The 13,415-nt window shown below is 38.5% G+C and carries 9 protein-coding genes and 1 pseudogene; 2 read left to right on the top strand and 8 right to left on the bottom strand.

The window, feature by feature from the left end:
* The 3 genes from R7Q46_RS22875 to R7Q46_RS22885 all read right to left on the bottom strand — a co-directional run.
* Window positions 1-1,430: Ig-like domain-containing protein (locus R7Q46_RS22875; protein WP_318077804.1), on the bottom strand; the 1,430-nt coding region annotated here is incomplete at its 3' end.
* Window positions 1,431-1,590: 160 nt separating this feature from the next.
* On the bottom strand, window positions 1,591-2,439 hold the full coding sequence (locus R7Q46_RS22880; protein ID WP_218955752.1) for an OmpA family protein: 849 nt from the start codon (window positions 2,437-2,439) through the stop codon (window positions 1,591-1,593).
* A gap of 792 nt (window positions 2,440-3,231) precedes the next feature.
* Window positions 3,232-3,438, bottom strand: coding sequence for a helix-turn-helix domain-containing protein (locus R7Q46_RS22885; protein ID WP_154204496.1), 207 nt, complete (start codon window positions 3,436-3,438; stop codon window positions 3,232-3,234).
* 112 nt (window positions 3,439-3,550) lie between these two features.
* Between R7Q46_RS22885 and R7Q46_RS22890 the strand changes: the two genes are divergently transcribed.
* Both R7Q46_RS22890 and R7Q46_RS22895 read left to right on the top strand, forming a co-directional pair.
* Complete coding sequence (locus R7Q46_RS22890; protein ID WP_235213044.1) at window positions 3,551-4,087, top strand: hypothetical protein; 537 nt, start codon at window positions 3,551-3,553, stop codon at window positions 4,085-4,087.
* A complete protein-coding gene (locus R7Q46_RS22895; protein WP_180208723.1) occupies window positions 4,087-5,457 on the top strand; it encodes a DEAD/DEAH box helicase in 1,371 nt (456 codons plus the stop codon). The genes R7Q46_RS22890 and R7Q46_RS22895 overlap by 1 nt, the downstream gene beginning before the upstream one ends.
* An 851-nt stretch (window positions 5,458-6,308) precedes the next feature.
* Here the strand turns inward: R7Q46_RS22895 and R7Q46_RS22900 are convergent.
* The 5 genes and pseudogenes from R7Q46_RS22900 to R7Q46_RS22920 form a co-directional block, all read right to left on the bottom strand.
* Window positions 6,309-6,773, bottom strand: a complete 465-nt coding sequence (locus tag R7Q46_RS22900; RefSeq protein WP_180208724.1) for a hypothetical protein — start codon at window positions 6,771-6,773, stop codon at window positions 6,309-6,311.
* On the bottom strand, window positions 6,766-8,832 hold the full coding sequence (locus tag R7Q46_RS22905) for a site-specific integrase (protein ID WP_180208725.1): 2,067 nt from the start codon (window positions 8,830-8,832) through the stop codon (window positions 6,766-6,768). The genes R7Q46_RS22900 and R7Q46_RS22905 overlap by 8 nt, the downstream gene beginning before the upstream one ends.
* Entirely contained in the window at window positions 8,833-10,113 is a 1,281-nt protein-coding gene (locus R7Q46_RS22910) for a site-specific integrase (protein WP_318077805.1), read from the bottom strand.
* A gap of 1,053 nt (window positions 10,114-11,166) precedes the next feature.
* On the bottom strand, window positions 11,167-12,285 hold the full coding sequence (locus R7Q46_RS22915) for a tyrosine-type recombinase/integrase (RefSeq protein ID WP_161781350.1): 1,119 nt from the start codon (window positions 12,283-12,285) through the stop codon (window positions 11,167-11,169).
* A 549-nt stretch (window positions 12,286-12,834) separates the two neighbouring features.
* Window positions 12,835-13,389, bottom strand: a pseudogene (locus R7Q46_RS22920) (bifunctional aspartate transaminase/aspartate 4-decarboxylase); the annotation flags it as partial.
* Window positions 13,390-13,415 lie beyond the last annotated feature (26 nt).

The following is a 13,415-nucleotide window of genomic DNA, read 5'->3' on the forward strand; positions in this document are numbered from 1 at the left end:
TAATCGGAAATGCCATCCCCATCCACATCCACCTGCACTTCACTGCCGGCTTCTGCCGTGCCGCTGATCTCTGAGCCATTAGTAGGGTTTAATTCTGGGGTTGAGGGCGCAGCAGGTACAGTAGGTGCATTTGTATCAATAACCACAACCCCTGTGGCAGTCCCTTGATTGCCGACTTCATCGGTGGCGGTCACCGTAACGGTGTAGCTGTTATCAGCTAGCGACGGTAAAGTATTGTCTGCTAGTATCCAAGTCCCATCACCATTATTAGTTGCAACGTATTGCTCATCGTTCAAGCTAACAATAATAGTCGCCGTGGGATCATCAATGGTGCCACCTAATTCTGGTGTTGTGTCATTAGTCAGCACATCGTTTACTTGTATGTTAGGCCCCTGAGCGTCAATCGTCGATACACTAGGCCCACTTTCGTTGCCAGCTTTATCAGTGGCTGTTACTTTGACTTCTGATCCATTCTCTAACGCAGGCTCAAAAGTAATACTCCAAGACCCTGAATCATCAGTAACAGTAGTATAATCAGTTTTACCATCACCGTTGACATCTATCTGAATTAGGCTGCCAGGTTCAGCGTTGCCGCTTAAGTCACTACCATCACTAGGGTTTATCGTTGGGGTATCAGGAGCTGTTAGATCTATGACCAAGCTGCCGGATACTGTGCTGCTGTTACCAGCTGGATCTGTCGCGGTTATTTTTACAGCGTACTCTCCTTCTGCAAGCTCGGGTAAGGTATTATCCAGCAAGCTCCAAGTACCATCACCATTATTTATAGCTGGGTAATCAACCCCATTAATCGTAACAACAATCGATGCTGTAGCATCGTTTACAGTACCACTTAAGGCAGGTGTACTATCATTAGTCGCCAAGTCACTAAAACCAACATTAGGAGCTTCAGTATCTTCAACAGCAGGTTGTTCATCATTATTGCTACTTCCATTGCTCCCCCCTCCTATCGCGGCAGCTCCGAGTCCCACCAGAGCAACGCCACCCAAGATCATCGGCCACCAAACTGTTTGTTCTTCGACCGTGTCATAGCCTAAACTTTGAAAAACAACTTCATCTTCTTCTAAGCTTTCTAGAAGATCTTCCGTTAATCCAGATTGTGGAACGAAGTAGTAGTATTGTCCGTCTTCCGCTAAGCCAACAAATTTAGGAGGGTTATCTAGTTGAAAGTAGCCTTCGAGTATTAAATTAGCTGGAGCATTGGCTGGCGTGCCACCCAAACGGATTTCTAACGAGTCATCAATTCGTTTAAACAAAACTTGTTGTGGGGCTACACCCGTACTTGGTTCAACCACTTCGTAAAGAACATTATTTTGTACCCCTATAGAAGTACTACCATTGTTAGCCGCCACATCATAGCGTTCAACAATCTGATCGCCATCACGAACGATGATTTCGTACTGATTATCCATAACACAATACCTGCCAAATTATTGATTAGTTAAATGTTTTTGATGACCTAGTTTTGTACATAGGTTGTCACGTAAACCTGTTCCTACCCCTTACGATGAATGAGTAAAAACAACGGATGATTTAAGGCATTTCTTACTGATTAATGCCAAGTGTGGTGATTCATTTCTTGCTCTGCCAGATCCGAACCGTGACACGACGATTAGGCTGCAAGCAACGAATCAATTCCTTGCGAGCAAGCTTAGTCGAGCACTTAACGATAGGCTCACTAGAACCGAAACCAAAAGCGCGTATCGGCCCATCGTAGCCACGGCTGATAATGTAATCAGCCACAGTTTGAGCACGTTCTTCAGAAAGCTTCTGATTAAAGTTTCTTTCACCTATATGATCGGTATAGCCAGAGACAGTGACCTTTAAACCCTTGTTTTTATGGTTATCAATAAAGTCGACTAGCTTCTGCAACTCGTCACCTTGAACAACATCCATAAGCTGCGCGCCCCCAAACTCAAAAAATGATTCCGAGCTGAGATTGAACTCAATCGGTTGATCGATACTACAATCTAAATCGTGGCGAGGAACTAAGAAGCTCCTAGAGCTAGCGTTAGCGACACTATCGTCTAAATAGGAAATGTTTGTTTGTTCGTAGCGTATACCCGAAGGTGCGGAGTAAGGTAAAAACTTGATGTGTTGAACTAAACTGCCTGTAACATCTACATTAACAGCCTCCAGCATTCCACCTCTCGTGACTTGGAATGACTGATTACCATTACAAACAGGTAAAACAACGTGCTGTGAGGGCTGTAACCCAGCCATAACGGCACCATTAGCAAAAATGACTATGGCTTCTGACTGTTCTTCAATTGAACTGGCATACGAGAAGACAACTTGGGAGACTGATTCACCTCCCTTAGGCTGTACGGGCTCTTCACCTACTAATAGGCTTCCTTTACTGGTGCAAGCAGATAAAGCGATGGTGCCAATAAATAGACATACCTTTTTAATTGCATTCATTGCTTTCAATAATCCTTCCTAGCCTTTAGTTGAGTAAGCTAATAACCTTTATAAAGGCGGGTTTATCAATTAACGCTCGCTCTAAACTAAAAATTTATAATATTATGTTATTAATACATAAAGACTAGAAGGCAAATAAAAATAATCAAGATTAAAATATATTTTTATTTAAAGACAACAAAATTAGAGTGGTTATATATCAATGCATTTATTGTGGTTAAATGAGCCAACAATATATATAAAGGCACTCACCTTACAAAGGTCTCCAGATAAAGCCACTTAAGACAACCCCAAATACCCAGAAATGGGTAGAACTGAAAAGTTAAGGTATATATCTAAATATAACCATTCGGAATATTCCAATACTTAAAATCAACCAAACTTTAAATAACCTAACACAATTATCAGACTTTAAAATCATTTAAAAACAAATATATTAATCTACAAAAGTGTCAACTTTAATAATTAGAACATTAAGTCTAACTACCTGAAAAATGATCATTAATATCAGCGCACGCAAATGAAATAAGTTATCGTTTTCATTTGCGTGTTGTTCTTTAAACACTACATGATGTTATGTGTTAAAAGATGCGAACTTCTCAGGTTGAAACGCCATCGATTGACAGTACAAGCAGTATAAAACTTATGAGTTGTATTTTTTCTTGGTTCTTTCAACGATTGCCAGGATGTATTTTGTGATGTTAGTAAGCCTTTATACAAGTCTACTATGTTATTCCGACATTACATTAACCATTAAGATTAGATCTGTAGCACTCACGAAACTAATGAACTCTAAGGTAGTAAATCACGAATATCGCAGCTAAGTACTTGAGCTATTTTATATGCTTTTTCGAGGGTAATATTCACTTCACCACGCTCGATACGTCCTACATAGCTGCGGTCAATGTCGGCAGTTAAGGCTAACTTATCCTGAGAAATACCTCTATCTTTTCGAATAGAACGAACATTATCACCGAATTTTTTCGCTAAGTCTTTCATTTCAATCGTACATTAAAAAGAAAGACTATCCATTCTTGATGCGTCCATTACCACGGACTATAATCCGCAATTGTTTTTTTGCCCTCCACAATTGAATACCGAGAGTTTATACGTGTCGAAAGTCTTTACCATTCACCACGATATCATTGATTTTCTTAATAAGTCTGATGCTGATGAATTTAAAATTCCCAATATTAGAGATGTTCTATTAGCGACAACCATGCAAGAGAAGAGTAAAGATTATGTGCGTATATTCGTATCCAAACAACTCAACGCTATGGTTAAACAAGGGTTACTAACAGCTCAAGGAAGCTTCCGAAACAAAGTTTTTCACAAAACCCATCGATTTGAAGAGTTCAAAGCTACGGTCAATGATCAGCAAAAACGGGGCAAAGCTGATACTACAATTACAACCAAACCACCCTTTTACTTGGATGAATTAAACAAAATAAGGAGCCAGTTAAATGGAGAGCTTGCAATATCAATTGCTGAAATGGACGAATATCGTTCGATTATGACGCAATTTCCTCAAACACAGGAAAAAGTACGAAGGCTGCATCAAGAATCAGCACAGCGCTCTGCAATTATAACTGGGCAGGTTACAGCTTTAACAAAAACGATAGAATTACTCCAAACGGAGGAGAGTTAATGCTGAGAGCATGGCAACAAGAGTGTATAAAACAAGCAATTGAAAAATATACATCTGGTAGTAAGCATTTTCTCGTTCAAGCTACTCCCGGAGCAGGCAAAACGCTAATGGCAGCTCATGTTAGCAAGCAATTACTAGATGCAAATATGATTGACTTAATCATGTGTTTTTCTCCATCAGTAAACGTTGCTAGCGGATTTACCGTAACCTTCTCGAGTATATTACAATGCCCATTTAATGGCACGCTTGGCTCATTAGGGACTTCACTGACGTATCAAGCCATCCAATACCTAGATGAGTCGTTTTGGACAGCTATCTCAAAACACCGAGTATTAGCAATATTCGATGAAATTCACCATTGTTCCGGCGAAACACTAGCTGAAGCTAATGCCTGGGGAGAGCAGGTAATTTTGAAGGTTCAGAAAGCAGCTACGTATACTTTAGCACTTACGGGAACTCCCTGGCGTACAGATTGCCTACCTATATCACTGAGTTCTTACAGCGATCCGGAAGGAAAGATCATCTGTGATTACCAATACACTTTAAGGCAGGCTATCTCAGAAAAAGTGTGTCGAAAGCCGAAACTAGTATTAGTGGATAATGAACGGTTACAATTTATCAGCTCAGAACAGAATAAGTCCTATTCATCGATTCAGGCCCTATTTAAAGAGCAAAAGATCAGTTACTCCAGTATCTTACAAGATAAAGATGCTTTAACTCATATTCTCCAACTTTCAGTAGAAAAACTCTACTCAATTAGAGAAACAAACAACAATGCTGCCGGACTTATCGTTGCCACATCCGTATCACATGCGAAACAAATAGAGGCAATTCTGCACGAGCAATTAAAGCAACATAGTGTGATGGTCTCCTACCATGACCCAGACGCTCAAAGTATTATTGAGCAATTCAAAAGTGGTTATTCTCCCTGGATTATCAGTATTGGCATGATCAGTGAAGGAACCGACATACCAAGGCTTCAAGTCTGCTGTCATTTAAGTAGTGTTCGTACTGAATTGCACTTTCGTCAGATATTAGGGCGTATCCTTAGGATCACAGAAAGCAATAACCAAGAAGCTTGGTTATACACCTTTGCAGAAGAAAGTTTGATGAAGTTTTCTGAGAGAATTGAACAGGATATTCCTGAGTCTTGCTTATATGTTATGCAGAAAAATGTCAACGAAGAGATGCTAAATCAGACGCCTCCAAATGATCTATCACTCCCATCTAGTACCATTAGAAGTGATGGGGAGATGTATTGGAATAGCGATAAAGGAGAAATAGTTGGGAGCAAGCACAGCCTACTTCATCAATCACTAACATTAGGACAGTTTAGAGAACGAGTTATTGAGGCATTTATTGGAATATGAGATATGTTTTAAAAATCAGTGGAAATCGTCATTAGCTCGCCGTCTTTGTCAGATCGCTAGCTGAGCAAAGCTTAAATGATCACAAAATCGTGCTTCTCATATCAAAGCACAGAAATACTTTACTGTCCCTTACATGTACATATCGCTTGTTCGAGAGATTTAAGGTAACAGAAACCGAAGAAGATTAGTCTTACTGGTTCTTTTTTAATTGATAGCAACCATCACTTATTACTAGAACCGGTTCTATTCATTGAAATACTGTTAACTCTTGAATGACTAATCATTGGCCATTTTTTGCTAAAAATTGTAGTCCTAAGATAGAGCAACCCCCGTCATTCAATCTAATAAAAGTAACCAACAGGAAAATATCTGATTACGTTTCATTTGTATTGAGCGTAAGATAAGCATTTAAATCATAGACTTTTTCGGCAACTAGGGCTTTAGAGTTAAAAGGAAACACGTATAAGAGTTTTCCTCACAAAAAATGCAAATTATCTCATCAATCATCCACTTTTTGTGGATTAAGATGAGCACATTAAAGCTGCATTTCATTAGGCAGTTTGTCTATACCTAACAGAGAAAGGGCGAGATACGATATAGGTATGTGGGCTTCTTCATTACCACAAGGTAATGAAAGAAACAAAGTCGATCTTCGTCTGAAAGCCGTACCTCTTGCAGTAAAAAATGAGCAAAGTCCTGAGGTGTTAGACTATGCTGTCAAGCTAATTCAAAACCTTAAGGCTCGCGTAACTAGAGATAACAAATGGCCTTGAATAAAAGTTGCTTTCCAATCTTTAACCGGTTGCACCATGATTAGCCACTGAAGCTATGAACTTGAAATTAAACGCCGTTTATAGTGAATTAAGCAATGACTTTAATCGACTATTCTCATCGACAAATGCTTTGATTTTAAAACGTAGAGAACTGGTTTCAGACTTATAAAATTCCATTGATTCAGATTTTAATGATAACTGCCTTCTTAGATTGGAGATCTCTTCTTCTTGCTCTGATGCAAGATGATGCCAATACAACAACTCATCAAGTGCTTGATCCAGCTGAACACTTACATCTTGTTGTTTTACATTTTCTTTTGATTTCAGTTTTTTCTCATGTCGGTCACCTTTGATAGCATTTAGTTTTGAACTGGGCCAACCTCGATTTGAAATAGTGTTTCTATGCAGGCCAGTTAATTTCACTAATTGAGCGATAGTTGGTTTTAGATCTGGATTAGATTCAATCTTAAAGAGAGCTGCATTAATGACCTTTGTGTTCTCATCAAACTCTTGCTGATTTGCTTTATCGAATGCATTAGTCATTATCGTCACCATTTGATTGAATGAACTTGATTACTTCTTCTGCTTCTTGCATTGCTTCAACAACAGCATCTTTGTTATCATCAGCGGTTCCATTATCAAGTGAGGACTTGTTACTAAGATAAATTTCTTTCCATCTTGGTAAATGAGTTTTTGAAATTACAGCATTTTTGCAACGAACAGGATTACATCTCAAGGAACCAACACACGGAAGGGTTGGGTCAAATTCCTCTGTTCTATCACCATAACAAAGAGCACCGCCCACATCGATTAACCCAACACCTTGTTCGGCAAGAGCTGCAAACACTTCATCTTTTGTGTGACCTTCTTCGATATAGCCTTGGAACAATGTCTGCATTCGGCTTATGTGTTCTGCTCCTTTCCCACCATAGTAAATGCCATCGGGGTCATAATTAGATTCAACCTTCTCTCTTTCGACTTTCTGGCGAATACGGCCATTTTTAGTAAGAATCTGGCCTATACCACCGTACCCAAGAGTAACATCAGCAACCGAACCTAAAGATGTTTCCTTATCAACAAAATCAACAAGGTGTTTTAACTGGTAGGAAATGAATGGTAGTCCAAGGTCTATCCGAAACATCTGGTATGCTAGCGTATCACGCATTGTTTGAATTGTCGGTTTTAGTTCTGTTATTGGCGTAATAAATGCCGCTACTAGTTCATAAAAATTACGATTTGTTGGTGTCCCAGTATCAGACTCGTAGTTCCTAATTGTTTTATTAAGTGCTGAATAAATATAATCATTCTGAGATATCGTAGAAAGAAATTCCAAGCAAGCTAGTGCATCAACAACAGCTGGGATCAATACCCATTTATCATGGAATAAGCCATGAGTTTCATCCTGACCTTTAGACACTCTGGTTGCTATCTGAGGGATGTCACTAATTATACGGCCATCTTTAATGCCAGTTGTGAACTCCCAATTGTTAAGCTTGATAAACTTTAATTCAGATGTTCGCATACCGGTGAAAGCAAGAAATAGGAATAACGCTGCGCCTTGAATTACATGAATATACTGTTTAATCTTTCTCCGATTTGGTAATGACTCTAAATCACTATACCAATAGCGTCTATCCTGCATTCTGATCGAAAATAACCTACCATTTTCTTGGATAATGTCGTCTGGTACTTCGTATTTACGAATGAATGGTTCGTCGTAACCAGCATTGGTTAATCTATAAACTCGATATGCGTTTATATGACACGCTTTTATTTGGCCGTATATTGAAGGACTATGTAAAGCTGAGAGTAGACTAAAGCGTTGCTGTATAACACTATCATTTATCGGTAGATTAAATTTTGACAGAAAATCATAAATTAATAGAGATGCGCTAGTTACACACTCCTCAAACACACTATTTGGTAAAATATCTAAATTGTTTGGTTTATGTTTGGTACCAGTCCAATTGTATTCACTTTCGCAAAACAATAGAAAAGGCTTACCAAGGACATCCTTAACTAGCATGGGATCATGCAGTTTATTTGATAGAAAATCATTAACAGTAGAACTCTTTTTTACAGACCTATTTAGCAAAGCTTGCTTAATATCGCTTTTATCTATATCGCTCAAGAGTGCCTTTTTTTGAACTATAAACTCAGTTCCATATTCGCACCGTAGATAGTCAAACACCTTATCGAAAAAGGCTAATGTTCGTTTGATAGTTTCTAGAACAGTGATTGTCTTATGCTTTTTCTTACTTGATGTGCCTATCTTGCCAACTAATAGCCAATAGAATGCTATGCACTTCATTTCAAACAAGATGGTTTCTGGGACACATTTATAACATGAAAAATCAATTCGATAATTATGACTTGCAAACAAAGACTTTGGGTTCTCGTGACAAAAGTCCCATTCATTGGATCCAAACACAGATATTTTAGACACTTTAGTTTCAAGTAAAGCAATGTAAACTCGGAGAGAGTCAACTAGGTTATCCTCTACATCGGTTAATTCATTGATACTGTGTTGTTGGATTATCTTAACTATCGGGTATTTGAATAGCTTCGCGTTGATGAGTAATTCAACATTTAATTCATTCATTTACATTAGTGCTCCATTTGAAAGCTCTATATGGAGTGACAGTAGTTCTGCTTCTTTTCGGATATCAATATCAAAATCTGAATTCTCTCCCAATACTTCATTTAACAAAGCAGTGTTCTGTTTAATGACACTATGGTACGGAGTATTTAGAATTTTTGAATTGTTCAATAAGTTCAAAAATTCTCGTTGTTGTGCAAACAGCATAGGAAGGTGATCCCTCGTAATTAAGCAGTTATCACAAACAAGACATTTATTGAATAGCGAGCATGGTTGCCCTTCCACATAGTTTGGTAAGTTACGAATAAACTCTGGTGGGTCCATTACGTTGACACAGGCAACTAATCCCGTACTTACTGTGGTAATAGGTATCTCTTCCGGCTTGTTTTTATCAGTATGTTTATTGGCCTTTTTTGGGGACGTTATACATTTTGAATGAATTTTCTTTAGGGCTTCATTGACCTTTTTTCTAGCAAAGCGATCAAAGTCCATTCGATCAAGATAATCAATTGTGGTTGTAATTGAACGGTGACCTAATAACAGCTGCATCTCTCGAATTGATACACCGGCCTCTATGTGTTCGGAAACAAATGTAGCTCTAAATTTTGATATATTAACTTCCAGAAAATCGCCGTTGTCATCCCTAAGGTTGTGATTTTTCACAAACCGAACAGCTGACGCATTGTCAAAACTACGCTCATCACGAAAGCTACGGATTGAGATTATTTTTCGACTCTTGTGCCTAAATATGAATAATCTGTTGATATTAGATTCTGATGCATATTTTCGAAAAGGTTCTGTGAGTTTCGTAACTTTATCAAAGATCCATCGGACTTCTTGACCCTGTTTAATTGTCATCCACTGTATTTCTGCATCAATCAGGTCTAAGTGAAGCCTTTTTTGACCTAATGATCTGACTTTCCAATAGCGAATACAGGGCTTTCCGGTTGCTGGGTGATTCCATACAAAGTCATCTATCTCGAGATCAACGATTGCCTCTCTATTCATTCCGGTCACTGCAGCCAGTTTCATCATAAACACATACATCAAATAACTATCAATTTCCGGAATAATGCCAATTGAATGTAATGCATCCTGTCTTAGGCTATTGCCGTACCAATTTTCATCTTTGGCTCTAGTCCGAGCAAGTTTGGCACACTCAATTGAAAATTTATCACTTGAATCTTTATCCCTCAAAGCATAACAACCTCCCATGTGTTCAATGATGCAGTTAAGTAACGGGTGATAAAAAGGGTCAACCTCTTTATATTTATCTTCTGACACTACTAATGTCTTTGAATCAATGTCATTCAATGTTGAGTCTATGCATTCAATCAAGTCATACCTAGAATTGATGCTAAACGGAGTTCTTTGCTCTGTGGCTCTGACATTTTTAAAGCCGATAACATCTATGAACTTAAACTCTCGCTGATCTTGAAGAACGGAAAACCTATTTAAAAATAAACGAAATGCTGATATTGCAGCGTTCGCAGCTCTGGTTGAGAATTTCTTGGAAATAACATTCTCTTCCTGAAACTTCTTAAATCTTGTTAATGAGTATGTGTGGAAAACATCATGGAGCGAAGAACTGCTATTTATTCCGATATAGCCTAAGTAGGGCTCAATATATGTTTCGAACTCAGCTCGACCATAACTGGTGTTAATTGTTCCATGATAGAAAAGATGTTTGAATGGTAAGTAAGGCTCGGCTTTCGTGGCTGTAACTAAATCATCAGAATGTGTGACAGCAATACCTCTTAGTGTGTTTAGTAACTTATTTTTTTTTCGTGTTTCCTTTGAAATCTCAGCTTGTTCACGTCGACTCGAATTGTCCTTTCCCTCAACACCAGCATGTTGCTGAAGCTGAGAAAAATATTCATCTAAAGTTCTATTGACAAGGGCTCTTGCCCTTTTTGTAAGTACCTTGGTATGCCAGCATCTTCTTTAATTTTCAGCTTTGTTTGGAATGGTGTTTCGTGAGGATACTGTGACGAATCACAATCCCGTAAGAATAGTACTAGCCGTCTATTGTATTCGTTGGCATAAATTGAAAACTCAGGGAAATAGCAGCCAGTTTCAATCATTTTTTGCTGTATTGGTCTGAAAAAATATTTCCACCTCGATAAACTTGCGACTGATATCCTCAAACAATGCGAAGCATATGGGATAATGCCTGGTACACCTTTTTCTGCCCTACTTAATGGTATTTCAAGAAGGCGCTCCTTCGACCATGAGAGCACATCTACAGCCCATTTCTCTGCCAAAGCTTTCTGGCTAGAGCTCCCTTGGGTTGTATTGGGCCTAGTGATCGTATCACGAACGAATAGAACCATAATATTATTTCTTGTCCTGCACTTTGATTTTTAGTTGGGTCTTCTTGCAAAGTCTTTCCATCATCATTGCTCTTGTAATCGATTCTCCGTTGTCGTCAACCATTTCTCGATATATTTCCATAGGTATACTGGTATAGGCATCCTGAGTGGTTTTAAGTGAGGTATGGCCTAACATCAGTTGAACTTGTACTAGTCGATCGAGGTACTGTGTGTTGTCATCGTTAGATTGCAAAACAGCATAAGCAAAGCCATGTCTAAGCTTATGTGGAGTAATCATTCGATTGAGTGTACCTTTAGCTCTAGCGCGTTTGGACAGTCGTTCAAATAACTTGGAAATGCCGCTTTTAGTCAAAGGCCTTCCTTCCGAATCAAGAAACGCGGGGATACTGGCTATTCCCTTGAATGAACGAATATTCCGTTTATACAAAGGTGAAGAATGGTACTTTTTTATGCGATTTAAAGTAGGAAGACTTATTCTTGTTGTCCTGTACTTCCATCCGCCTTGTTCACGACTCTTAGAGCCACGAACACTCAAAGGAACATAATCACTAGCAGCAAAGTTGTCTGATGACTTTTTAATGCTTTCGTATGTGCGTTCGGTACACTGCTGGATATCTTCAAGTGTTACTCTTGGCACTTCTGATACACGTAACCCAGAATCGTAGATAAATTGAAGTAGCGCTCGCTCTCGTTCATTTTTAGTAGCAGATATCAGCTCGAACAATTCATCAAATGAACAGGAATCTACAATATTCGACTTTCTCTTTACTGCAAGGGGACCATTAACATAAGGATCGGTTATTATAAAATTATTGGTATATAAGAACGCATAAAATCGCCTCAATTGAGCATCATAATTTGAAACTGTTACGGAGCTAAGACCTTTGACATTGGTTTTATAATCTAAGTATTTTCTAATTTCGAACTCAGAACTAAGAACTAGAATCTGTTCCTCATTCAAAATCGCTTCTTCGGCAACTTCTACACGATGCTTTACAAATAATTTAATAATATCGAACTGCTTTGAAACAGTAGCCGAAGACAATTTATCTTTAATTAAAGATTTTCGTAGATACAATGTAAGTATCGGCATTACCTTCATGTTAGAATCAAGAGCGATCACATTAGTAAACACCTTCGATTTAGTGCTATTCCCACAAGTATTTAGTTGAACAGATTGTTTGAAACACTGCTTTAAGAACATAACTCAACTATCTCGCAATTGTTGGGAATGGATTTTGTGAATAGCGGACTAAACGGAACTCAGTAGAGAAACAATTTCTTCGGAGTGGGTAAAAGAATCAAATGCTTCATTTTGCAAACCATATAAGTCGTATCCGTGTTGAAGTGTCGGTCTAACAAGAGAGCTAGTTCCAGAAAAGCAAGGAATAGCCGTTTTAATCCTGTAAATGTTTTTATCAGTTCTGACAGCAACATAAGCAATACCATTATCTTCAATTAGATTACTCAACTGGTTCTAAGCCAAAGTTCCTGCTCGAGGCGAAAATACATTCACACAGTAACTGTAGTTCATGGTGTCATAAATGCATAGGAGATGTTTAGATTTATTGAACCAGTTATAACGTTATAGGCATTTTTTTCATGTCAACAGAAGACACATTTTAGATATAGTAATCACCTTAATGTGCATTAATTTATAGTCTTATAATAAGGTGTACGTCATAGACGCTGTGCCGCCTTCAGTTGCAAACAAATCGAAGTCTGTTGTCATTGGCATTGGGCCGTACATCTCTTCTGCAATGTATTGCTTCACAACGGTTTCAATGTTCGTCAACATGCGTGGTGGCACTGGGTAGTTACATGCAAGGTATGCGTTAACCAGTTCATTCAAGAATGCTTGTTTCTCTAAACCCAAACGGTCTTTTGCGTAGCTCAGCGACTTTTCTAAGAACTGCACGCCTTGGTCTTGTTTGTTGTTGCTTGCAAACGTGTCGAAGCGCTCAACAATGCCCACACCATCTGGGATGCCACCGAAACCACCATCTAGGTATGAGTAAGTGCGCTCAGCTTCCAATACTGCAAATTCACCCAAACGAATAAACGCTTTACGAGGTAGTGTCGCTAGAAAGTTAGGGTTACCACGACCAGCATCTAATAAAGCGCGGTCAGGAACAGTTTGTGCCACTTCAATAAGTTTATCTTTTAATTCAAATGGGCTTAAATCTGCAAATTTTGAAAAATCAATTGTTGTGTTTTGCGTAGTCATAATATTTACCTGAATCTATTATTTAA

Source organism: Vibrio sp. 811 (genome assembly GCF_033339195.1).

Bases quoted from the DNA above. Each gene is read 5' to 3' on its own strand.
- R7Q46_RS22880 (WP_218955752.1), bottom strand. From the start codon at position 2,439: ATGAATGCAATTAAAAAGGTATGTCTATTTATTGGCACCATCGCTTTA.
- R7Q46_RS22885 (WP_154204496.1), bottom strand. From the start codon at position 3,438: ATGAAAGACTTAGCGAAAAAATTCGGTGATAATGTTCGTTCTATTCGA.
- R7Q46_RS22895 (WP_180208723.1), top strand. From the start codon at position 4,087: ATGCTGAGAGCATGGCAACAAGAGTGTATAAAACAAGCAATTGAAAAA.
- R7Q46_RS22900 (WP_180208724.1), bottom strand. From the start codon at position 6,773: ATGACTAATGCATTCGATAAAGCAAATCAGCAAGAGTTTGATGAGAAC.
- R7Q46_RS22905 (WP_180208725.1), bottom strand. From the start codon at position 8,832: ATGAATGAATTAAATGTTGAATTACTCATCAACGCGAAGCTATTCAAA.